The sequence below is a fragment of the Kineothrix sp. MB12-C1 genome, assembly GCF_030863805.1.
GTDB lineage: Bacteria > Bacillota > Clostridia > Lachnospirales > Lachnospiraceae > Kineothrix.
On sequence record NZ_CP132957.1, the window covers coordinates 3,377,406 to 3,401,268 of the forward strand.

The window sequence follows — 23,863 nt, forward strand, 5'->3', positions numbered from 1 at the left end:
GTAGTAACACCTTTTTATGAGGTTATTGATACATATGCTATTAAAGAATAAGACCTATATACGCAAAAAGATCGTGGTTACTTTTTTCCTTTGTGCGGCAATATTCTTTCTTCTGGGAGGGCGTCTTGTATATCTGATGGTTTTTCAGTCGGAATACTATACGGAACAGGCAAAGGACCTTCATGAGAGAGAAAGAAAGATTAAAGCAGCCAGAGGAAGAATTATCGAATCTACCGGAACCGTGCTGGCAGATAACCGCACAGTGTGTACTATCTCCGTAATTCACAATCAGATTACTTCACCCGATAAGGTAGTGGAAATGCTGGTAAAAGAGTTAGGACTTACGGAAAGCTATGTGAGAAAACGGGTGGAAAAGTATTCTGCTATCGAGAAAATAAAAAGCAACGTGGATAAGGAAACAGGAGATCGGATAAGAGAGTACGATTTGGACGGTGTAAAGGTGGATGAAGACTATAAGCGCTATTATCCTTATGATTCGCTTGCTTCCAAGGTACTGGGGTTCACGGGTGGGGATAATCAGGGAATTATCGGCCTGGAGGTTATTTATGAAGAATATTTAAAGGGGAAAGAGGGAACGATTCTAACCGTGACGGATGCTAAAGGTGTGGAGATTGCAGAGGCCGGGGAAGAAAGAGTGGAGCCGGTTAATGGAAACGATCTACATGTAAGTCTGGATGTGAATATTCAAAGCTATGCTACCCAGCTAGCCTATCAGGCGATGGAAACGAAGGAAGCGGATAGTGTCTCCATTCTTGTTATGAATCCGCAAAATGGGGAAATTATGGCGATGGTCAATGTACCGGAATTCAACCTGAATGACCCTTATACTTTACCAGAGGGAAGTATAGAACCGATAGGAGAGAAGGAAAAGCAAAATGCCTTGAATGGAATGTGGAGAAATGGTTGTATTAACGATACTTACGAGCCTGGCTCCACATTTAAAATCGTTACCGCGGCAGCAGGATTGGAATCAGGAGCAGTAACGGTGAATGACCGATTCAGTTGTCCCGGATTTGTAGTGGTAGAGGACAGAAAGATAAGATGTCATAAGGTGACAGGACATGGAGCGGAGGATTTTGTGCAGGGAACGATGAATTCTTGCAACCCTGTATTTGTTACGGTAGGCCTTCGGGTTGGTGTGGATAAATTTTATGACTATTTCAAGAAATTCGGGTTGCTTTCAAAGACCGGTGTGGATTTGCCGGGAGAAGCAGCGACCATTATGCACAAAAAAGAAAATATCGGTGAAGTAGAACTAGCTACGATGTCATTTGGCCAATCCTTTCAGATTACACCGATACAGCTTGCGGTCACCGCATCTTCCATTGTAAATGGAGGCAAGAGAGTTACACCGCATTTTGGTGTAAAAGTAGTGAATCCGCAAGGGGAAGCAGTGGAAGAATTAAGTTATCCTGTAAAGCAAAATATCGTATCGGCAGAGACCTCTGAGACTATGCGTTATATTTTAGAGCAAGTGGTTGAGAATGGAAGCGGAAAGAATGGATATGTAGAAGGATATCGGGTAGGCGGTAAAACAGCTACCAGTCAGACGCTTCCCAGAGGAACAGGAAGGTATATTTCCTCCTTCTTAGGATTTGCTCCGGCGGATAATCCGCAGGTGATGGCAGTAGCGATTATTAATAATCCGAAGGGCGTTTATTATGGCGGACAGATTGCAGCGCCGATCGTCCGGCAGCTTTTTGAAAATATTCTTCCTTATTTAGAAAGAATAGATTATAATGACAAAGGATGACTTCAGGAAAGGATAGGAAACAGCAATGAATCATACAGTGATTATATCGGTAGTAATTTCTTTTATTATCAGTGTGATATTAGGCCCCTTTATCATACCTTTTTTAAGGAAGTTGAAGGCTGGGCAGACAGTCAGAGACGATGGACCGAAATCCCACCTGAAAAAAACAGGGACGCCTACCATGGGAGGTATTCTCATTTTACTTAGCGTAACGCTGACCTCCGTGATATATATGAAAGATTATCCGAAGATTATGCCGATTCTTTTTTCTACCCTTGGATTTGGTCTGATCGGTTTTCTGGACGATTATATTAAGGTTGTCCTAAAGCGCTCCATGGGACTTCGCCCATGGCAGAAAATGTTGGGACAGCTTCTTGTGACAGGCATATTTGCTTACTATCTTACCCAATATGCAGGGGTTTCGCTCGTGATGAAGATTCCTTTTGTATCGGGGAAATTTCTGGATATGGGAATTTTAAATATACCGCTTTTGTTCTTTATTGTAATTGCTACGGTAAACGGTGCGAACTTTACCGATGGCCTGGACGGCTTGGCGAGTAGCGTGACTGTGATGATTGCCACCTTTTTTACTGTGATAGCGGTAGGAACTGCCAGCGGCATTGAACCTATTACCTGCGCGGTAGTAGGCGCGTTGCTTGGATTTTTGCTGTTCAATGTATACCCTGCCAGTGTATTTATGGGAGATATGGGTTCCCTTGCCCTCGGAGGCTTTGTAGCCGCAGCGGCCTATATGTTACAGATGCCTTTGTTCATACCGATAGTAGCCCTTGTCTATGCGGTAGAAGTAACTTCCGTTATTATCCAAGTGGGTTATTTTAAGATGACCGGTGGTAAGCGTTTCTTCAAGATGGCACCCATTCATCATCATTTTGAACTGTGTGGATGGTCGGAGACAAGAGTGGTTGCAGTATTTACGATAATAACTGCGGTTTTATGCTTGATTGCTTTGCTTGGAGTGTAAAGATTTAATTAGTAGTTGTGGAAAGAGGAAAATTTGGATGGACTTACGAAATAGAAAAGTTCTGATAATCGGAACGGGACTCAGTGGTATTGGAGCAGCGAAGTTGCTGATACGTCTTGGGGCAGTTCCGGTCTTATATGATGAGAACCTGGAGGTTAAGAAGACGGCAGTGCTTTCAAAGCTGCCAAAGGATAGCAAAGGTGAAGTCGTAATCGGTAGCCTGCCGGAGGATTTAGTCGGAGAAATCGCACTTGTAGTTCCTAGTCCGGGAGTTTCGGTAGAGGCGGAGATTATTAAGAGATTCCAGCAAAAAGAAGTTCCTGTATGGGGAGAAATTGAATTGGCTTACCGTTATGCCAAAGGCAGGCTGATTGGAATCACAGGGACAAACGGGAAGACAACAACGACTTCCTTGATCGGGCAGATTATGGAGGAGTATTACAGGTCCGTATATGTGGTGGGGAATATTGGAAATCCTTATACAGAGATAGCATTAGAAACGAAAGACGATACGGTTGTAGTAGCAGAAATCAGCAGTTTTCAGTTGGAGACAACGGAGAACTTCCGCCCTCAAGTATCCGCGATTCTGAATATCACTCCGGATCATTTAGACAGACATCACAGCATGGAAAATTATGCGGCTGTGAAAGAGCGGATAGCTGAGAACCAGACGGATAAAGAGGTATGTGTACTCAACTATGAAAATGAGTATACGAAAGCATTTGCCGAGAGATGTTCGGCAGATGTTCTATTCTTTTCTTCGGTGAGGAGACTGGGGCGTGGTATCTATCTAGAGGGAGAAGATATCTATCTGGCAGGTATCGGACCGGCGGCAGGCAGCGATAGAAAGAAAATTATGACCATTCACGATATGAATCTGGTAGGAATCTGCAACGTGGAAAATGTAATGGCTGCCATCGCTGTTGCACTTAGTGCAGAAGTTCCGCTGGCACATATTTTGGATACGATAAAGCGCTTTCAGGCAGTGGAACATAGGATTGAATTCGTCGCCACGAAAAGCGGGGTGGATTATTATAATGATTCTAAAGGGACGAATCCGGATGCCGCCATCCACGGAATCCGGGCGATGTCAAAGCCTACCGTATTAATTGGCGGGGGATATGATAAGCAAAGTGAGTATGATGAATGGATTGAGGCCTTTGACGGGAAGGTGAAGGCCTTCGTGTTAATAGGTCAGACGGCAGATAAGATAGAAAATTGTGCCAGAAGGCACGGTATTGAGAATATTTTCCGTGCGGATAGCTTTGAAGAAGCTCTGAAGATTTGTACACGAGAAGCAGTATCCGGGGATGCGGTACTCTTATCTCCTGCTTGTGCGAGTTGGGGAATGTTCCCTAATTATGAGGTGAGAGGGAAGGTATTCAAGGATTATGTGAATGCCTTGTAAAGAGTAACAAGGGAAGGAGTATGGTATTTGTGGCGCAAGGAAGAACAATAAGACAACGGAAGAAACAATCGGAAAATTTTTTCGACTATAGCCTCTTATTTATCGTACTGTTTTTGCTTGGCTTTGGTCTGGTTATGATTTATTCGACTAGCTCTTACGAGTCGAATCTTCATTTTGATGATTCGACCTTTTATTTGAAGAAACAAGTAGTTGCAACAATAATCGGGCTAGCGGCAATGATTGTTATAGCCAATATTCCTTATCACTTCTGGGAACGGTTCGCTACCCTCGGTTACATAGGTTCTGCAGTATTGATCATGCTCGTTCTTGTACCCGGTATTCAATATTCGGCCAACGGTGCTACCAGATGGATTCGAATTGCCGGATTTACCTTGCAGCCTGCGGAGGTTGCGAAGGTAGGTATGATTCTATTTCTGGCAAGTCTCGTTTGCCGCATGGGAAGAGGGATACGAACTACAAAGGGATTTTTCACTATTCTGGCAGTGCCTTTGCCGATTTGTCTGATGATCTGGCAGATTACCAATAACCTGAGTTCAGCCATTATTATCTTTGGAATTGCGGCGCTCATGCTGTTTGTGGCCAGCCCGGAATATAAGAAGTTCATTCTAATCGGCATTGGCGGTGCTGTGGCAGTTGCGCTTCTTATCTTCGCAATTGTCAATTCCGCATCTTCCGAAGGACTTAATTTCCGTGGTGAGCGTATCTTGGCTTGGCTGGATCCGGAGGCTTATGCCAGCGGAAAAGGATTTCAGACCTTGCAGGCCTTATATGCAATCGGCTCCGGAGGGATTCTTGGAAAAGGATTGGGGCAGAGTATGCAGAAGCTTGGCTTTTTGCCGGAGGCTCAAAATGATATGATATTCTCCATTATTTGTGAGGAATTAGGATTGTTTGGAGCTATCGCCATCATTATTATGTTCCTCCTTCTTATTTGGAGATTCATGGTGATTGCAAATAATGCACCGGACTTATTCGGAGCGCTCCTTGTAGTGGGAGTTCTTGGGCATATCGCGATACAGGTAATTCTGAATATCGCGGTTGTAACGAATACAATACCCAATACGGGTATTTCCCTGCCGTTTATCAGTTATGGAGGTTCCTCCGTATTGTTCTTGATGACGGAAATTGGTTTGGTCCTAAGTGTCGCCAAAGGAATTAGGCTGAAAGATTTATAAAAAGAGTTAGAAACGTACAAGATACATTTTTGCAGAAGTACCATATATATAGAATAGGTCTTATTTTATAAAATTTGGTTTGGAAGGTGAATCATTGGATTCTATTCATATGTATGGCGGAAACTTTTTACGAGGAGAGACGAAGATACAAGGCTCTAAGAATGCGGTTCTTCCAATCTTGGCCGCTTCGCTTTTAATTAAGGGAACTTGTGTTATTGAAAATTGTCCGCGAATTGCGGATGTATACCATATGCAGAATTTGCTGCAGGAGCTCGGCTGTACGGTAACCTGGTCAGGGAATCAGATTACTGTGGATGCCTCTTATGTGAATGAGAATTCCATGGGAGGAGAATCCGTAAGGAGGATGCGCTCATCGGTTATGCTCCTTGGCGCGTTGCTGGGCAGGATTGGAGAAGTGGCTATGACTTATCCGGGAGGATGTGTCATAGGAAAACGCCCCATCGATCTTCATCTCACTTCCTTGTCTCAAATGGGCGTGGAGATAGTGGAAGAGGAATATCATTTCACTGCAAAAGTAAAAAAGCTTAAGGGTGTTGATTATACGATGCCTTTTCCCAGTGTAGGAGCTACGGAGAATATGATTCTGGCTGCCGCTTTGGCAGAGGGGACAACAGTAATCCGTAATGCGGCGAAGGAACCTGAGATAACGGCACTTTGCGAGTTCTTAAAGGCGGCAGGGGCGAATATAGAAGGGGTGGAAACCAAGGTCCTTACCATAACGGGAGTAAAGGAACTTCATGAAGTAAAATATAAAGTTCCCAATGACCGCATCGTTGCGGGTACTTATCTAATTGCTGCACTCGCCTGTTCGGGCAGCATCTTTCTGGAACAGGCGCCGATAGAGCATCTGCATGCCCTCATTGAGACGGCGAAGCATATGGGTGGTAATATTACCGTAAATGGGGATGGACTCGGTATCGACGTAATTCGAAGAATAAAGGCTATTCCCTGTTTGAAGACGGAAGTCTATGATGGATTCCCTACGGATCTGCAATCGCAGATCATGGCGGCAATGGCAGTGGCAAAAGGGGAAAGTATAATAGAAGAAACTATTTTCGAAAACCGTTTCCGTATCGTAGATGAGTTAAGGAAGATGGGTGCGGATATCCGTACAGAGAAAAATAGAGCTTATATCATAGGCAGAAAGCGGCTGGAGGGAGCAGTGGTGGAAGCTGAGGAACTAAGGGGGGGAGCAGCACTCGTAGTAGCAGGGCTCAGTGCGAAAGGAAAGACAGTTGTTAATAACAGACACTTCATTGAAAGAGGGTATGAAGATATCTGCAGAGACTTCAGGAATCTGGGAGCGGATATAAATATTGGGTAGAGATAATGGGTCAGGATAAGAAAAGCAATAAAAAAAATGAAACGGTTAAAAAGAAAATAAAATCAGGCAGCGGAGGAGGAAAGATAAAGAAGGGCGAAAGCCACAAATCCTCCTCTAAGAAAAATGCTGCCGGGAATATGAAATCTAAAAAAGGAAGCCCTAAAAAGAGCAATCCTAACCTTCGTTTGATTAAAAATGGGGATATTATTACAGAGGAAAAAAATAAGAAAGCCTCTCCTGCGAAAAGTTCAGCCGTTAAAAAGGCACCGATGCCAAAATCCTATGATTTCTATGAGGACAAGCCGGCATTGGGAGAATGGTTCATTCAACATAAGAGCTTGGTAATTATTGGGATTAGCTTGTTTGTTGTGATTGCTTTTCTGGCGGCGGGATATTATTATATCACCACTACATATACGGTGACGACCGCTTATGTGGACGGCAACATACATTATACGAATGAAGAAGTAATGGAAATGGTAATGGAAGGAAGGTATGGCAATAATTCCCTCTACCTTGCAATGAAATATAAGGACAAAGGGGTAGAGAATGTTCCTTTTGTAGAAAAGATGGATGTTAACATCCTGTCCCCGGACACAATAAGAATCAATGTATATGAAAAGGCACTCGCAGGGTATGTAGAATACCTCGGGCAGTACATGTACTTCGATAAAGATGGGATCGTAGTGGAATCATCAGGGATAAGAACTGCGGGAGTATCTCAGGTAACGGGGCTGAGTTTCGGGTATGTAGTGCTAAATGAGCCCCTCCCTGTGGAAAATAATACAATATTTAAACAGATACTTACGATTACTCAGTTGCTGGAGAAATACCAGCTGGCGGCGGACAAGATATTCTTCGATTCTGCTTATCATCTTACACTGTATTTTGGCGGTGTGAAGGTTACTCTCGGTTCCGGTGAGGACCTGGATGAGAAAATTATGAAGCTTCAGTATATTCTGCCTAAGCTGGAAGGGAAAAGCGGCACGCTTCCTATGGAAAACTATACGGAGGACACAAAGAATATAAGTTTCAATCCAGATTAGAGTAATGAGACCATGAAAAGTAAAAAAAACGAAAAATAGGTTGATAATTTAGTGAAATAATTATATGATAACATGTAGGAGTTTAATAGGTAATGATGAAGGAGGAACCACCTTGCTTGAGATTAAGACAAACGATGCTGAGGCTGCAGCAAAGATTATAGTAGTAGGGGTCGGCGGTGCAGGCAATAATGCTGTAAATAGAATGATTGATGAGAATATTGACGGTGTAGAATTCATAGGAGTGAATACGGACAAGCAGGCTTTACAATTATGTAAGGCGCCGAAGCTTCTTCAAATCGGTGAGAAGCTGACAAAGGGGTTGGGAGCAGGAGCGAAGCCTGAAATCGGTGAAAAAGCGGCACAGGAGAGTGAAGAGGAAGTGACGGCGGCATTAAAAGGTGCCGACATGGTCTTTGTTACCTGTGGTATGGGAGGCGGTACCGGAACAGGGGCAGCGCCTGTTGTTGCTAAGATTGCGAAGGATATGGGTATCCTTACTGTCGGAGTAGTAACGAAGCCTTTCCGCTTTGAAGCGAAGGCCCGTATGGTGAACGCACTTAACGGCATCGAGAAGATTAAAGACAATGTGGACACGCTTATCGTTATCCCTAATGATAAATTATTAGAAATCGTGGACAGACGGACAACCATGCCGGATGCCCTTAGGAAAGCGGATGAAGTATTGCAACAGGCAGTACAGGGAATTACGGATCTTATTAATGTTCCGGCAGTAATTAATTTGGATTTCGCAGACGTACAGACGGTTATGAAGGAGAAAGGAATTGCTCATATCGGTATCGGTTATGGAAAAGGAGATGACAAAGCCAGCGAAGCAGTTAAGATGGCAGTGGAAAGTCCCCTTCTTGAAACGACGATTTCAGGAGCGACTCATGTTATTATCAACGTTTCCGGCGACATCACGCTTGCGGATGCTTCTGATGCGGCGAGCTATGTACAAGAACTTGCGGGCGACGAGGTTAACATTATCTTCGGTGCGATGTATGATGCAGACAAGGGGGATTCCTGCACGATTACTGTAATTGCGACCGGTCTTGAGGATGCGGGAACGAAGGCAGCAGCAGCTTTTGGTAATGCTTATAAGCCGGGATATATCACCCCTTCTTCTTTACAGCCTAAAAATACACATAATGCAGGAGTAATGAACACTGGCGGGATGAATCAAGGAGTGAGTATACCTAATGTTACAACACAGGCTGCTACCTTGAAGCCAATTTCCGGCATTAATAAGCCTGCGGATATTAGAAGTTCGGTAGAAGAAAAGACGCTTAAGATTCCGGATTTTCTTCAGAGAAAATAAGAATAACAAATGTAAGCATCACGAGAAAATCGTGGTGCTTTTTTTATTATGGGTCGTGCCCCATAAATAAAAGCACTTCGTGCAGGATGCGTAGCTGCGCGCCCCAAGCAAAGGCTGTGCTGGAGCCTAAAATGTCGGTATGCGCGGTAAATACGATGAATAAAAGGTGTGCTTTTGACAAAAAAAGTACAGGATACTTTATATAATGATGACAGCCGAGAGGACAAAGAACGGCTTTTATTTTTTGTAAAGGGAGGTGGCGCGATCCGTTAAGGATATGTATGTGTATGAGATAAATATTGACAGCTTATTTCTTATAAACTTTGTGATGAATCTCTATCTTTACTCGCTTATATCCAGAACCTTGGGACGTACTGCCACGCGTACCAGGATATGGGGTATAAGTATTGGAGGAACTGCAGTTTTTTGTTTGATGCTCCTTTTGCCGGGAATTCCGGTGTTTATCAAAAGATTTATAGGACCTGTTCTGATCAATATGATAATGACTGCAGTAATCTTTAAGGTAAGGCAGATTGGGGAAGTAGTCCGCTGCACCGGTTATCTATTTGTATATGCCTTTTTCCTGGGCGGCCTTATGAAGTTCCTATTTGCGAATGTTACATTTTTACATAATAAAACAGAAAGTATCTGGTATATCTTAGGGGCCGGTTGGTTCGGATATGCGATACTGTCTTGGTGGAATGAGCAGATAAGGAAAAGAAAGGCTTGCCACGTTTACCCGGTCACATTAAGCGGATATGGGAAAACAGTTACATTAAAGGCGCTTTCTGATACAGGTAACAGCTTAAGGGAGCCGATTAGCGGCAAGCCGGTGTCCGTCATAGAAGAGGGGGCGCTTGGGGAACTCGCCCTCATCAAGATGCCGGAAAAGCTGAAAATAATACCATATCATAGCGTAGGAAAGGAAAATGGCATTCTGGAAGGATATGAAGTACCGGAACTGATGATAGAAAGAGAGGAAGGAACGATACGATGGCAGAAAGTAATTGTGGGTATCAGCACAAATAAAATATCCGCAAATGGAGCATATCAAATGATATTGCATCCGGATTTATGCAGCGAAGCACCTGATAAAGCAAAGGGGCATCGGTTAATCAGAAGACTAGGAGGAGAATAAATGATTTTTAAAGTGGCAATACCAGGGAAGGTTCAATTTAAGATTGTTAAGAAGGAACCTAACTTCTTCATGACAAAGCAGGGGGATATTCATTACATAGGTGGGACAGAGGTACTGCCGCCGCCCCTCGAGGTAGAGAAGGAAAATGAGATTATAGGCGATTTGGGAACGGAATATGAAGATGAGGCGAAATCGATTCTTATAGAGCACAATTTAAGGCTCGTAGTGTATATTGCAAAGAAATTTGATAATACAGGTGTCGGTGTAGAAGACTTGATTTCCATAGGAACAATAGGCTTAATAAAATCCATTAATACCTTTAATCCGGAAAAGAATATTAAGCTGGCAACCTATGCCTCAAGATGTATTGAAAATGAAATTTTAATGTATTTGAGAAGGAATAATAAGACGAAGCTTGAAGTGTCCATCGATGAACCTCTCAATGTGGATTGGGACGGGAATGAGCTGCTGTTATCGGATATTTTGGGCACAGATGAGGATGTCATATATCGTGACATTGAGAATGAAGTGGAAAGAAAGCTTTTGATGAAAGCTATCAATAAATTATCGGACAGGGAAAGAACGATTATTAATCTCAGGTTCGGGCTGGGAACGCCGGACGGTCAGGAAATGACACAGAAAGAAGTGGCCGTATTGCTCGGCATATCCCAGTCGTATATATCAAGGCTCGAAAAAAAGATAATGAAGCGCCTAAAAAAGGAGTTGATAAGAGAAGAGTAGTGAGGGTACTGAACTGTTACAAATTATCAGCGGCCAATATCTACAATAATAATATCGGGGCCAATTTTCTTAATATCTTTAAAGCAGATAATATATTCAGGTTCATTATTAAACCAGCAAGCGAATCGGTTGCCGTTTGAGACGATAATTTTGCATATTTGTCCGCTGCATTCGTCGAATTCCAGGTCGTTTACCCGTCCAAGACATTTGCAGTCTTTAAGGTTGATAACTTGTTTGCATCTTAATTCGGAAAAGAGCATAGAAACACATCCTGTTTATACTTACTCTATTATATGCAGATTAAAAAGACCGGTTCCTGTAAAACGACTTTGATACAATTTTTTGGATTCCTGTTTTTCCCATGTATATTTTTACCTCTTTTTGTAAATCATCTAAGTAAAATGATCAATGCAGGAGGCGTAAAAATGGTACAGGGAAAAGTGGAAATATGCGGAGTAAATACGTCGAAGCTGCCGCTTCTTAAAAATGCGGAAAAAGAAGCTCTATTTTCCAGAATTGAAGAGGGGGATAAAGAGGCTAGGCAACAATACATCGAGGGAAATCTACGGCTTGTGCTTAGCGTTATTAAAAGGTTTTCTTCCAGCAATGAGAATGTGGATGATTTATTTCAAATCGGCTGCATCGGACTTATTAAGGCAATCGATAACTTCGACTCTTCGTTGAATGTGAAGTTTTCCACTTATGCGGTGCCCATGATTATCGGAGAAATCAGGCGTTTTCTTCGGGATAATAATGCTATTCGGGTGAGCCGTTCCTTAAAGGATACTGCATATAAGGCGATTTATGCCAAGGAAAATCTGATGAAACGGAATCTAAAGGAGCCTACCATCAATGAAATTGCTACAGAAATAGGGATCGCAAAAGAGGATATCGTGTATGCATTAGATGCCATACAAAATCCTATGAGTCTGTACGACCCTGTTTTCACGGATGGAGGAGATACGCTTTATGTGATGGATCAAATCAGTGATAAGAAGAATAAGGAAGAGACATGGGTGGAGCATCTTTCGCTCAGTGAAGCTATGAAGCGATTGGGAGAGAGAGAACATGAGATTATCAGCTTGCGATTCTTCGAAGGAAAAACGCAAATGGAAGTTGCTGATATGATAGGAATCTCTCAGGCACAGGTATCCAGATTGGAGAAGAATGCACTGCGCGTTATGAAAAACTATTTGACGGCTTAGAGAGAGCTTGTTATACTATTGATTAATTGAGTAGCAGAAGCTGCTCTTCGTACAGAAGTACGAATGTTTGAACGTATCACTATATATTTAGTGATTAAAAATCACTGAATATATAATATTTAATTTATGTAGAAAGCGAAGTACCAGAAGGTATGGACAATCGAAGGGTTGTCATCTTTTGGTACTTTTTTGTTCTTTTTACAAGAAAACGAGGAAAACAAATGAACAGATCAAAAACGTATAAACTTGTGTGGTCGGGATTACTTATTGCGCTCGGAGTGGTACTTCCCTTTTTGACGGGTCAGATTCAAAGTATAGGAAATATGCTGCTCCCCATGCATTTACCGGTACTCATTGGAGGATTTATTTGCGGCGGACCATATGGGGCAGCAATCGGCTTTATCGTTCCGCTCCTTCGAAGCATGATGTTCGGTATGCCTCCGATGTTCCCCGTAGCGGTATCCATGGCATGTGAGCTGGCAGTATATGGCTTCGTAACCGGCTTCTTATATCGCAGACTGCCGAAGAAGAACAGTATGATTTATGTCGCTCTGATTGCGGCGATGATTGCCGGACGCATTGTGGCGGGTGCTGCCAACGTAGTATTGTATGGAATCGGAGGAAATGGATATTCCATGCAGATGTTCATGGCAGGGATGTTCCTTAATGCAATACCGGGAATTATTTTGCAGCTTGTACTTATCCCGGTTCTGATAATGATCTTCAAAAAATCTAAGGTTATGGAATAGAAAGTCGATGTTAACAGAAATTAAAGAGAAAATTATTCGGATTAAAGAAGAGAAAAGTAAGAAGCCGAATCAGCCAATCTTGATTGCGATCGATGGAAAGAGCGGAAGTGGTAAGAGTACGCTCGGCGAGCGGCTTAAAGAAGAGCTTGGCGGCAATCTCTTTCATATGGATGATTTCTTCCTAAGACCCTCTCAGAGAACAGAGGAAAGGCTGGAAGAGATAGGCGGTAATGTGGATTATGAACGCTTTTATCCGATTCTTCGGCAGATACAGCAAGGAGAAACTGCAATTTACCAGCCTTATAGCTGTAAACTGCAGGTCCTTGAAGAGGAGATGACAATTACCCCGCAAGTAATCAACATTGTAGAAGGTTCCTATAGCATGCATCCCTACTTCGGAGAAATTTATGATTTGACAGTTGCTCTTAATATCGGAAAAGAGGAGCAACGGGAGCGGATCTTAAAAAGGAACGGTGAGGAAATGTTCCAGCGATTCGAAACGGAATGGATTCCGAAAGAAAATGCATATCTGGAGAAGTTTAGAATCTATGAAAAGAGTCATCTGGTATTCAATGTAAGTCAATATAAAAGTTTTTACAGTTAGTAGTAGGGGAATTAGAGGGAAGTATGTGCTAAGGTCTGCGAAACGATGGGGGTCGTTTCGTGGGCTTTTTTGATTGCTTTTGATCAGAGGAAAAGAGATGTTATCATATGTTAGTGTTACTATCGAATCCGGTGTCCTGTTCGCTATTACTACAAGCAATCAGAAAAATCTTTAGCATTCTCAATGCATAGCGGCGCGTTCTTTCGTCACAATTGTTTAGCAGGCTAATGACGGCCAGACTTTCGTCTGTGTGATTTGCACTGTCAGTGTTGTTTGTGCCTAGAATAATATAGTCCAAAGACATATTTAGTGTTTCTGACAGGGCTAGGAGAGTTTCAATTGACATCCCACAATTTCCGCGTTCGATATCCGCATAATATTTAGTAGCACGTCCTATTTTCTCCGCCATTTCATCCTGAGTCATCTCAAGAAGGGTACGCTTGAGGCGTAGCCTGTCCCCGGCCGCGAGCCGGTCATAAGTTTTCTTCATAAACAAATCCTCCATAATAAGTTTACTATTAGTTGTAAAATGTCAATTCATTGGAAATTTTGTTAATTTAGTGAAAAAAATAACGATTTCAAGAAATAAACAAATAATTTTCGGCATAATTACCAAATAGTTCCAAATCACTATCTATTATCTTGTTATAGTGAGGTTGACAATACCAGTTTTAAACATATATAATAATGATGTTTAAAACTGGTATTCTATATGCGTTTAAAACGTAGAAATAAAAAAAGATGATGTGGTGTGGATGAAGATATGAGAGAAATGATAGGGGAATTTGTGGACATCCATTCTCATATTCTCCCCGGTATAGATGATGGGGCACAGGATATAGAGATGAGTATGAGGATGCTGCAAATTGCATGTGATAACGGAATTAAGCATATTGTTTTGACTCCGCATTATAAACCGATGCATCATAATGCGGACAAGGAAAAGATACGGATGCTTACGGATAAACTCCGTGGGAAGGTTGAAGAGGAAGGTCTGGAGATAAAACTTTATGATGGTAATGAAGTGTATTATCACAGTGAAGCACTAATGGGACTGGAGAATGATAAAGTATTTCGCATGGCAGATTCCTCCTATGTATTGGTGGAATTTGGTCCAATGGACGAGTTCGACTATATACGAAACGGGTTATACCAATTATTGTCCGGAGGATATCGCCCGATAGTGGCTCATGCAGAACGATATGAAAAATTATTTTCAAGGCAAGAAGGTATCGAAGATATTATTGAGATGGGTTGTTATATACAAGTAAATGCAGGAAGTATCATGGGAGGAATGGGGTATCGGACAAAAAGCTATACCAAATATCTTCTCAAAAATGAATTAGTACATTTTGTGGCAACGGATGCCCATAACACAGATAAGAGAGGTCCCTTCTTAAAGGACTGCGCCAAATATATAAGCAGGAAGTATGGAAAAGATTATATGAGGAGACTTTTGTGTGAAAACCCGGCAAAAGTACTCGGTAATGAATATATATAAGTTACCCTAGGAGAACGTGAAATGGAAAATCAAAAAGATAACGATATGATAGAGATAGATTTGCTGGAGATGTGGGGCGTTTTATGGAGACATCTTGGAATGATAATGAGTGTAGGACTTTTTACGGCCCTGCTTTGTTTTCTATTCAGCAGATTTATTATGGATCCTACTTATGAATCTATGACAAAGATATATATTCTTAATAAATCTGAAAGTGCGTCAGTCACGTATAGCGATGTACAATTAGGAACTCAGCTCACAAAAGATTATGCAGAGTTGATTACTAGCAGATATGTATTAGAAGAAGTGATACAAAAGCTATCCTTGGATGTAAGCTATGACGGTATGCTGAATATGGTAACTGTTACAACGCCTAGTGATACGCGTATTGTAGCTATTACGGTAAAAAACATTGATCCGATTGTGGCGATGAATATAGCTAACTGTATTCGGGAAGTTGCTAGCGAGCATATACAAAATGTAATGGATATTGAGGCGGTAAATATAGTGGAAACAGCTAATATGCCAACCGAAAAAGCAGGTCCTAACAGTATTAAGTGGACTTTGGTCGGTGGAGTCATTGGCTTTTTTATTATGTGTGCGATTATTCTTATTAAATATTTGATGGATGATACTGTTAAATCTTCTGAGGATGTGGAAAGATACCTGGGGCTTAGTACTTTGGCATTAATTCCTCTTACTACGGATGGAGCAGGGAAAAAGAAAAAACAGAAAAGGAAAATACAATGATGCAAGAGGTAAGGTTACAATTCAGTCAGACTGATAATTACAGAAAAAGAGAAGCATTCAAGACACTGCGCAGCAATATAGAGTTTTGTGGCGAAGATATGAAAGTAATAACCGTAACTAGTTGTACTCCCAATGAAGGTAAGTCCAGTGTGGCGATGGAAATAGCAAAAGCCTTTGCAGAGGCAGGAAATAAAACAATGTTAATCGATGCAGATATGCGAAAGTCCGTGTTAGTAGGAAGATATAAGACGGGAGCAATAAAAATGGGTCTAACCCATTGTTTGATAGGAAAAGCCACCTATCTCGATGTGGCTTGTAATACCAACATACCCAATTTATTCATTACTTTTTCAGGACCTGTTCCGCCCAATCCAAGCGAGTTGCTGGGCGGTTCGAGATTTGCTTCTATTTTAAGCGGTCTTAGGAAGACGTTTGATTATGTAATTATAGATACACCGCCTCTTGGAAGTGTCATTGATGCCGCAGTGTGCGCTAAGCAATGCGATGGTACTGTTCTGGTCGTGGAAAGCAACGCGGTAAGCTATAAGTTCGTACAAAAAGTCAAGGAACAATTGGATATGGCTGGCAGTAGAATACTTGGCGTAGTACTGAACAAGGTAGATATGGACGGAAAGGGCCATTATGGGCAGTATGGAAAATACTATGGCAAGTATTATGGTAAATATGGGGAAGAAAATGGGGGAATTATGAATTCTGTAATAGATAAAGAGGAAATAGACAAAATTGATGATATTGAAGAGATAGAGTAGTAATGGAAAACGAAGAGAAAAGTCGAAAGAGGTAGGGGATGAAACATAGTAAATGGATTGCCATTATTTTTACTATTTTTAATTTAATTTTAGTAATTATATGCGGGGTTGTTTGGTTTCGAACGGATAGAATAAGTCCGGAGTTCAAGTTTCGTCTTAGTGAATTAGTATATGAAGAGGATACAACGGAGTATGAGCTTTTGGAAGGAATTACTGCAATAGATAATAGAGATGGAGACATAACAGATCGTATTGTAATTGAAAAGGTCATTAAAAGCGAGAAAGAAAACTCTGTTGTTGTATTTTATGCGGTAAGCGATGCGGCAGGAAATGTGGTAAAGACTTCGAGGATATTTCCGGCAGTCTTTGTTAATGAAGAGAAAGAAGAACAGATACTCTCAGAACTGAATGATGCGGAGACAGAAGCTGCACCGGAAATAGAGACAGAAAATATGGATGAGATTCCTGTTGAAGAAAATGAGGACATAGAAGACCAACAAGAAGATGAAGTAGAGCAGGAAGAGGATATTCTGGAGGAACAGGATAGTGATGCGGAAACAGAAGTGACGAATCAGGGAGATTCTGTTTCTCAGTCGGTGGAAAATGAGAATGCCGAACAGACGAGGATAGGAGCTGCACCTGTTATAACGTTAAAGGCATCAGAAGTAACAACGAAACAAGGGATACCGCCGGCATGGGTCGATGTAATTGGCTCTTTGACGGATGATATCGATGATTACGAGACTTTGTTTAGCAACTTGAATGTCAGCAAGTATGATATCAATACGGTGGGCGATTATAAAGTGTCCTTGACTGTAATGGATTCAAATAAGAACACATCAAAACCAGTGACATTAACAGTACATGTTAAATAATTCCAGAATAATATGGGGGCTGAGAGTGCGCCAATGAATAAGAAAAAAATAAGGGATAAAGAGGCTAATCTTGAAAAGGAGATGCTTTTAAATCCTGAAAATATAGTAAAGCGTAAGAGGGACCAAAGAAAAAGAGTACTTATTGCTGTAGGGATTGGTTTCATTATTTTTATAGGAGTAATACTTATTTCTTTTCAAATGGTAAAAGCAATAGGTAAAGCCAATTTACAGGGGAAGGCCATAACAGAAGTACCTGAGCTGCTGACGGAAGAACTGGAATCTGCAATGGAAGAGCAGCAATGGCAGGAAGGTTGGGTCAGATATAAGGATACAACATATGCTTACAATACGGATATCATGACCTTTCTTGTTATGGGTATCGACAAAAATGATGATGTGGAAGAAGTGGCAGGAGGAACAAACGGAGGACAGGCTGATGCTTTGTTTCTATTGGTACTTAACCCTCATGATAAATCTATCAAGGTAATCGGTATCAACCGCAATACGATGACCGATGTAAATTTGTACACTGAAGATGGTGCTTATATGACTACGGTCACGGCGCAAATTGCAGTACAGCATGGATTTGGCAATGGAATGGAGGAAAGCTGTGAATATCAGTTGGATGCAGTAAAAAAGTTGTTCTATAACTTGCCGATACATGGATATTGCGCAATAAATATGAGCGCAGTAATACCTTTAACAGATATGGTGGGCGGAATCGAACTGACGGCTCTTGAGGATGTAAAGTCATCTTTTAAGGAAGAAAAGGGAGCTTATGTAGTAAAGTCAGGAGAAACAATTCTTCTTGATGGCAGGAGCGGATATTCCTATGTACGCTATCGCGATATCAACATAGCAGGCTCCTCGGATATGAGGCTTAAGAGACAGAAACAGTATTTGGAGGAAGCCATAAGTAGTATAAAAACGGAAACGAAGAAAGATATTTCACTTCCTATTAAGCTATATAATGCCGTTGAATCACAGATGGTAACTAATATTACAGTAGATGAGGTGACTTATCTGGTATCCACTGCTATAGACTATAATTTTGATTCAAAGCAGTTTTATTTTCTGAAGGGAGAGACTGTACAGGGAGAAAAATTTGAAGAATATTACATCGATGAGGATGCTCTATATGAGATGATATTGCATATTTTCTATGAGCCTATCTAAGGAGGCTGGTATAGAAAATGATGGAAGATATATTCTCGGGAGATTTAGGAAGGGGAAGATGAAAATGAGAAAATATACATATGCGTTAATAGGAGTCCTTTTGATATGCTTATCCGGTTGTGGTAAGCAAGGGACACAAATAAATGAGCCGGAGTCCAAAGAAACAGAGGCTGTGATAGAAGAAGGTGTCGGTCTTTCAGGAGAATCAGCAAAGGATGGTCATATTAATTTCGAAGTGCTCCAAAAAGAGAATCCTGAAATTTTCGCATGGCTGTATGTGCCGGGAACGGATATTGATTATCCGGTTTTACAAAGTGCTGTGTCTGATGAGTATTATAAGACCCATACACAGGAAGGGAAAGAGGGGCAGGCAGGTGCGCTTTATACAGAGATGCCCAATATGATGAATATGTGTGACTTCAATACAATCATACATGGTAAAGATATGGAGGATGATAGCCTATTTGCAAGCTTGCATCAATTTGAAGATAGCGAATTTTTTGATAAAAATGATAAGTTCTATATTTATCTCCCGGGTAATGTACTTACCTACGAAATCTTCGCAGCTTATTATGATGAAGGCAGCGATATTTTAAGAAGATATGATTATACCACTTATGAAGGCTGTATAGATTATTTGCAGCAGATATATGGTTTGAGAGAAATGGGAAAGAACCTAAGAGAAGGATGGGAGGATTTGACACCATATCATTTTCTTGTGACGCTTAACGGTGATATCCGGGAGGAAGCAAAGCAGTACGTTGTGCTGGGAGTGCTGATAGAGGATGCCGCAGGCAATATAGACAGAGTAATTCTGGAAGATTAGGTATTACAGTTCAGCCAAAGGCTGAACTGTAATGAAGGATGTACACAAAATGCAATATAATTGCATTTTGGCGCTTGCAACCCTCGCGAAATTGCATAGGGACGCAATTTTGGCTTCGCGATCCCGATGGCTGAACTGTTTCGATTAGGTATTAACATTAAGGTGTTAATATAGACCACACTTAGGAATTAAGAAAGGAGGATATATGCCAATGAAAAAGATTATTGCTTTATTATGTGCTACAACACTTCTTATCTCTATGCCAGTGTTGGCAGCACCGAGCCCAGACGCAGGAAGTGTATCAGGTAATTCAACATCCGCATCTCAGGCTTCCGCTTCTACAGCAGTAGTAGCAGGATTTGCTAAGGCACTCGATGCTCAGTTCGCTGCAGCACGTGGAATGAGCGCTGTTGAGTATTATAACAATACAGTTATCTCGACGCCGGGAGTAGAAAATGCTATGCCTGTTGGTCAGGGCGGTAAAATCATAATCAATGGTGTTGTTACTAATTTAACAGCAACATTGTCCAAAGTAACAAGTACTGTAGCTGCCGATGCGAAAGCTCAAGCTACAACTCTTGGAGGAAGCCTTTTAAACGCAGTAAAAGTAGATTTCCCTGGAGCAAATTACAACGTAGCTACCATTAATTTCTATTTGAAAGGCCTTGAAGCCGGAACAAATGTTGTTGTGAAACAATATGTAGACGGTGCATGGATCGATGTAGAAATCGTAGAAGTAAGAGCTGATCATGTAGTTCTTAATCTTACAAAATCAGGAGCGGTAGCATTTATTACACTGCCCTAATAGGTAAAACAGAATATGTTTTGTAAATGACCGAGTGTGGGGAATGGCTGCTGCCGCAGGTTTGCGGCAGCGGTTCAAAAATAATTATTAAGTGAATGCAAATTTTAAAAGGGGAAGCTTCAAAGAAATAGGACACATGTATTGTCTACACAGCTTTGCGTTTCGTAGTATAAATTATGCTATTTACTTATTTTGAAAAGGGAATAAGAGGAATGAGGGAAATATCATATTGAAATACTTTTATAAAAAGGTGAGTGGTAAACATGTTAAATAAGGAAACAACGGAAATCAATGGTAAAGAAGTAAAGCTGTTAGAAACGCATAAAACTAATGTAAATTATACAACTGAAAAGCAGCAAGTATTTATTATTGGAAGTAAAGGAATACCTTCTAATTATGGTGGATTTGAATCCTTTGTTGAGAAACTGACAGAATACCGGACGAATGACAAGATTCGCTATCATGTTGCTCGAATTAGTCATGATAATCTACGTTATGAATATAATGGGGCTAAATGTTTTAATGTAAATGTTCCGAACATCGGACCTGCGAAGGCAATTTACTATGATATGGCGGCTTTGCACTATTGTATTCAATATTGTAAAGAAAGACCAGCTATTAAAGTTCCGATTTTCTACGTATTGGCTTGTAGAATTGGACCCTTTATTAAATATTTCAAGAGAGAGATAAGGAAATTAGGCGGGGTCTTATATGTTAATCCTGATGGACATGAGTGGAAACGCAGGAAGTGGAGTGCTCCTGTTCGTATGTATTGGAAAGTATCTGAAAGACTGATGGTAAAGCACGCGGACCTTTTGATCTGCGATAGTAAAAATATTGAGAAATACATAAAAGAGGATTATAAAAAATATCATCCCACCACGAAATATATCGCATATGGATCGGATACTAAACCCTCCATATTAGCGAGTTCTGATAAAACATATATACAATGGATGAAAGATAGGAGTTTGGAGTTAAAAGATTATTACCTGATGGTTGGCCGTTTTGTACCGGAGAATAATTATGAGACAATAATTCGCGAATTCATGAACTCTGATACAGAGAAATTTCTAGTGATAATAACCACTATTAATAATAAATTTTTCGAAGAATTGAAGATAAGAACCTATTTTGACAAAGATCCCCGCATCAAATTTGTAGGAACGGTTTATGATCAAAATCTGCTTAGAAAAATAAGGGAAAATGCTTATGGATATATTCATGGACATGAAGTCGGGGGAACGAATCCAAGTCTGCTGGAAGCATTAAGTAGTACAAGTTTAAACTTATTGTTAAGCGTGGAGTTTAATCGTGAAGTCGGTAAAGACGCTGCAATATATTGGGATAAAGAAGAAGGGAACCTTGCTGATCTGATTAATAAGTGTGATGAATTGCCGTCAAGTGAAATTGCACAGCTGGCGACAAAAGCAAAAAATCGCATTGTTGAGGCTTATAGTTGGGAAAGTATTGTAAATAGTTATGAAACAACCTTTTTAACACAACCTAGCGTAGTAGTAGAAGCCTTTCCTCAGCTGGAAAGGGCAAATAAAAAGATTCATGCAACAATAATGTATAGGGAATAGATGTTTTTTATGGCTGGAGAGCAGATTATACTTCAAAAGTATTCCAGAATCAAATTTGTTAGAACCGCATACCATTAGGAACTGCTGAGGAATTTGAGAGAACGTATGTGGTTTTTTCATAGGCATGCGGTTGGTAGGGTGAATTTTTCATTATTAGAGGTGCTGTACTCGATAGGTCTCAATTTAATGCTGAATGTTGGATTTAATAGTGAAGTTGCCGAGGATAATGCACTATATAGGACGAAAAAGGAAGGCGGTCTGGTAAAACTGATATAAAAGGCTGATAAGATGAAGAAATCCGAGATTTCTGAGTATGACATAAAAGTGAAAAAGAGAATTACAGGGGCTTATATTGGGGGATTAATTGCTGAAAGATATGAAAATGTGTTTCTTCTGCGTGACATGAAGTAAAGGGGCGTGAGAGCCATTGAAAAATATGCAAATGAAACGGTTATAACATAATGAAGCAACAAATATAAGAATTGAGTGATAAAGAAAATGTACAAATACAAAAATACCATTGTCGGGACTGGGGCTAGAGATATAATAGGGTCAACCAAGAAATACCACGATAACTAAAGGGTTTTGACGGCTCGACTCGTTCAACAAAAGTGTTTATTTGCTGATAGGCAGCGGAGAAGCTGGAATCCAGAGGCTATATGTGGGAGGTTTTGTCGCAGCTCTGTTTTGACCCACAAAGTGAGCAGCAAGTAAAAAATAAGGAGAACGAATCGAGCCTACGGTGGATTGCCATGAGTAATCCGCCGTGGGCTTGTTTGCTGTTTTGTCAAATAAAAAATTAGTGAGGGAGAACAGAACTATGAAAAATTATAAAATCGCTGTGGCTGGCACGGGATACGTCGGGCTTTCGCTGGGAGTGCTGTTCGCGCAGCACCATCAGGTGGTTGCAGTCGATATTGTGCAGGCTAAGGTCGATATGATCAACAATAAGAAATCTCCGATTCAGGATGATTATATCGAAAAATACTTGGCAGAAAAGAACTTGAATTTGACCGCAACGCTGGATGCAAGGGCAGCATATAGCGATGCGGATTTTGTTGTAATCGCGGCCCCGACCAACTACGATAGCCACACGCAACACTTTGACACGTCTGCGGTTGAGGCTGTAATCAAGTTGGTCATGGAGTATAACCCTAATGCCATTATGGTTATCAAGTCTACGATTCCTGTGGGCTATACGGCAAGTGTAAGAGAAAAGTTCAACAGCAAGAATATCATTTTCAGCCCGGAATTCTTGCGTGAATCGAAGGCTCTTTATGATAACCTGTATCCTTCCCGCATTATCGTCGGAACGGACCTAAACGATGAGCGTTTGGTAGAGGCAGCACATGAGTTTGCTGGTCTGCTTCAGGAAGGCGCAATCAAGGAGAACATTGACACGTTGTTCATGGGCTTTACGGAGGCTGAGGCGGTCAAGCTGTTCGCCAATACCTATCTGGCACTGCGCGTTGCTTACTTCAATGAACTGGACACCTATGCAGAAAGCAAGGGACTGAACACCCAGCAGATCATTGATGGTGTCTGCCTTGATCCTCGTATTGGTAGCCATTACAACAATCCGTCCTTCGGCTACGGTGGATATTGCCTACCGAAAGACACCAAGCAACTTTTGGCAAACTATGCCGATGTGCCGGAAAACCTGATTGAAGCAATCGTGGAATCCAATCGTACCCGTAAAGACTTTATCGCAGACCGCGTTTTGAAGTTGGCTGGTTATTATGGCTACGATGCAGAGAATGAGTTCGATGAGGATAAGGAGAAAGCCGTTACAATCGGAGTTTATCGTCTGACAATGAAGTCTAACTCCGACAACTTTCGCCAGAGTTCTATTCAGGGCGTTATGAAGCGTGTAAAGGCAAAAGGTGCAACTGTCATTATTTATGAGCCGACCTTGAAGGATGGAGAAACTTTCTTCGGTTCTGTGGTGGTAAATGACTTGGCTAAGTTTAAGGAAATGAGCCATGCCATCATCGCAAACCGTTACGACAAGTGTCTGGATGATGTGAAAGAGAAAGTTTACACGAGAGATTTGTTCGGAAGAGACTAA

Annotated in this window: 24 protein-coding genes; 22 read left to right on the plus strand and 2 right to left on the minus strand. The window is 41.2% G+C overall.

Translation table 11 applies throughout. The features are described 5' to 3' along the window. The first annotated feature begins 34 nt into the window (after window positions 1–34). From RBB56_RS15435 to sigE, 9 genes are all read left to right on the plus strand, one after another. Window positions 35–1,774, plus strand: a complete 1,740-nt coding sequence (locus RBB56_RS15435; protein WP_306719850.1) for a peptidoglycan D,D-transpeptidase FtsI family protein — start codon at window positions 35–37, stop codon at window positions 1,772–1,774. Window positions 1,775–1,799: 25 nt separating this feature from the next. Continuing rightward, the gene (mraY, locus tag RBB56_RS15440) at window positions 1,800–2,756 is read left to right on the plus strand and encodes a phospho-N-acetylmuramoyl-pentapeptide-transferase (protein WP_306719851.1); all 957 of its coding nucleotides are present in this window, start codon (window positions 1,800–1,802) and stop codon (window positions 2,754–2,756) included. Window positions 2,757–2,793: 37 nt separating this feature from the next. Next, window positions 2,794–4,164: a UDP-N-acetylmuramoyl-L-alanine--D-glutamate ligase gene (gene murD / locus RBB56_RS15445; protein WP_306719852.1), complete on the plus strand. Its 1,371-nt coding sequence runs from the start codon at window positions 2,794–2,796 to the stop codon at window positions 4,162–4,164. A 29-nt stretch (window positions 4,165–4,193) separates the two neighbouring features. Further along, window positions 4,194–5,360: an FtsW/RodA/SpoVE family cell cycle protein gene (locus RBB56_RS15450; RefSeq protein WP_306719853.1), complete on the plus strand. Its 1,167-nt coding sequence runs from the start codon at window positions 4,194–4,196 to the stop codon at window positions 5,358–5,360. Window positions 5,361–5,454: 94 nt separating this feature from the next. After that, window positions 5,455–6,705 (plus strand): UDP-N-acetylglucosamine 1-carboxyvinyltransferase, encoded by a 1,251-nt coding sequence (gene murA / locus RBB56_RS15455; protein WP_306719854.1) that lies wholly within the window; start codon window positions 5,455–5,457, stop codon window positions 6,703–6,705. Between the two features lie 5 nt (window positions 6,706–6,710). After that, window positions 6,711–7,751 carry a cell division protein FtsQ/DivIB gene (locus RBB56_RS15460; protein ID WP_306719855.1) on the plus strand — a complete coding sequence of 347 codons (1,041 nt, stop codon included), beginning with the start codon at window positions 6,711–6,713 and terminating at the stop codon, window positions 7,749–7,751. A 112-nt stretch (window positions 7,752–7,863) separates the two neighbouring features. Beyond that, a complete protein-coding gene (ftsZ, locus tag RBB56_RS15465; protein ID WP_306719856.1) occupies window positions 7,864–9,069 on the plus strand; it encodes a cell division protein FtsZ in 1,206 nt (401 codons plus the stop codon). 256 nt (window positions 9,070–9,325) lie between these two features. After that, entirely contained in the window at window positions 9,326–10,207 is an 882-nt protein-coding gene (locus tag RBB56_RS15470) for a sigma-E processing peptidase SpoIIGA (RefSeq protein ID WP_306719858.1), read from the plus strand. Further along, window positions 10,208–10,948, plus strand: a complete 741-nt coding sequence (gene sigE, locus RBB56_RS15475) for an RNA polymerase sporulation sigma factor SigE (protein ID WP_306719860.1) — start codon at window positions 10,208–10,210, stop codon at window positions 10,946–10,948. Window positions 10,949–10,974: 26 nt separating this feature from the next. Here sigE and RBB56_RS15480 read toward each other — a convergent pair whose 3' ends face one another. Next, complete coding sequence (locus RBB56_RS15480) at window positions 10,975–11,208, minus strand: PRC-barrel domain-containing protein (protein ID WP_306719861.1); 234 nt, start codon at window positions 11,206–11,208, stop codon at window positions 10,975–10,977. 165 nt (window positions 11,209–11,373) lie between these two features. On the opposite strand from RBB56_RS15480, the gene sigG reads away from it, so the two are divergent. The 3 genes from sigG to RBB56_RS15495 all read left to right on the plus strand — a co-directional run bounded on the left by sigG (window position 11,374) and on the right by RBB56_RS15495 (window position 13,506). Further along, complete coding sequence (sigG, locus tag RBB56_RS15485; RefSeq protein WP_306719862.1) at window positions 11,374–12,153, plus strand: RNA polymerase sporulation sigma factor SigG; 780 nt, start codon at window positions 11,374–11,376, stop codon at window positions 12,151–12,153. Between the two features lie 221 nt (window positions 12,154–12,374). Then, entirely contained in the window at window positions 12,375–12,902 is a 528-nt protein-coding gene (locus RBB56_RS15490) for an ECF transporter S component (RefSeq protein WP_306719864.1), read from the plus strand. Between the two features lie 7 nt (window positions 12,903–12,909). Next, window positions 12,910–13,506: a uridine kinase family protein gene (locus tag RBB56_RS15495; RefSeq protein ID WP_306719865.1), complete on the plus strand. Its 597-nt coding sequence runs from the start codon at window positions 12,910–12,912 to the stop codon at window positions 13,504–13,506. A 103-nt stretch (window positions 13,507–13,609) separates the two neighbouring features. Here RBB56_RS15495 and RBB56_RS15500 read toward each other — a convergent pair whose 3' ends face one another. After that, window positions 13,610–13,996, minus strand: a complete 387-nt coding sequence (locus RBB56_RS15500) for a helix-turn-helix domain-containing protein (RefSeq protein ID WP_306719866.1) — start codon at window positions 13,994–13,996, stop codon at window positions 13,610–13,612. Window positions 13,997–14,257: 261 nt separating this feature from the next. Between RBB56_RS15500 and RBB56_RS15505 the strand changes: the two genes are divergently transcribed. The 10 genes from RBB56_RS15505 to RBB56_RS15550 all read left to right on the plus strand — a co-directional run bounded on the left by RBB56_RS15505 (window position 14,258) and on the right by RBB56_RS15550 (window position 23,863). Further along, window positions 14,258–15,007: a CpsB/CapC family capsule biosynthesis tyrosine phosphatase gene (locus RBB56_RS15505; RefSeq protein ID WP_306719867.1), complete on the plus strand. Its 750-nt coding sequence runs from the start codon at window positions 14,258–14,260 to the stop codon at window positions 15,005–15,007. 21 nt (window positions 15,008–15,028) lie between these two features. Next, window positions 15,029–15,757 carry a YveK family protein gene (locus tag RBB56_RS15510; RefSeq protein ID WP_306719868.1) on the plus strand — a complete coding sequence of 243 codons (729 nt, stop codon included), beginning with the start codon at window positions 15,029–15,031 and terminating at the stop codon, window positions 15,755–15,757. Then, window positions 15,754–16,527, plus strand: coding sequence for a polysaccharide biosynthesis tyrosine autokinase (locus RBB56_RS15515; RefSeq protein ID WP_306719870.1), 774 nt, complete (start codon window positions 15,754–15,756; stop codon window positions 16,525–16,527). Before RBB56_RS15510 ends, RBB56_RS15515 begins: the two co-directional genes overlap by 4 nt. 38 nt (window positions 16,528–16,565) lie before the next feature. Continuing rightward, complete coding sequence (locus RBB56_RS15520; RefSeq protein ID WP_306719871.1) at window positions 16,566–17,402, plus strand: hypothetical protein; 837 nt, start codon at window positions 16,566–16,568, stop codon at window positions 17,400–17,402. 33 nt (window positions 17,403–17,435) lie between these two features. Further along, a complete protein-coding gene (locus tag RBB56_RS15525) occupies window positions 17,436–18,578 on the plus strand; it encodes an LCP family protein (protein WP_306719872.1) in 1,143 nt (380 codons plus the stop codon). A gap of 64 nt (window positions 18,579–18,642) precedes the next feature. After that, the gene (locus tag RBB56_RS15530) at window positions 18,643–19,404 is read left to right on the plus strand and encodes a class B sortase (protein ID WP_306719874.1); all 762 of its coding nucleotides are present in this window, start codon (window positions 18,643–18,645) and stop codon (window positions 19,402–19,404) included. Between the two features lie 205 nt (window positions 19,405–19,609). Continuing rightward, on the plus strand, window positions 19,610–20,209 hold the full coding sequence (locus tag RBB56_RS15535) for a hypothetical protein (protein WP_306719875.1): 600 nt from the start codon (window positions 19,610–19,612) through the stop codon (window positions 20,207–20,209). A 263-nt stretch (window positions 20,210–20,472) separates the two neighbouring features. Beyond that, window positions 20,473–21,795, plus strand: coding sequence for a beta 1-4 rhamnosyltransferase Cps2T (gene cps2T, locus RBB56_RS15540; protein WP_306719877.1), 1,323 nt, complete (start codon window positions 20,473–20,475; stop codon window positions 21,793–21,795). Window positions 21,796–22,083: 288 nt separating this feature from the next. Then, on the plus strand, window positions 22,084–22,206 hold the full coding sequence (locus RBB56_RS15545; RefSeq protein ID WP_306719878.1) for a hypothetical protein: 123 nt from the start codon (window positions 22,084–22,086) through the stop codon (window positions 22,204–22,206). A gap of 409 nt (window positions 22,207–22,615) precedes the next feature. Continuing rightward, the gene (locus RBB56_RS15550) at window positions 22,616–23,863 is read left to right on the plus strand and encodes a nucleotide sugar dehydrogenase (RefSeq protein ID WP_306722185.1); all 1,248 of its coding nucleotides are present in this window, start codon (window positions 22,616–22,618) and stop codon (window positions 23,861–23,863) included.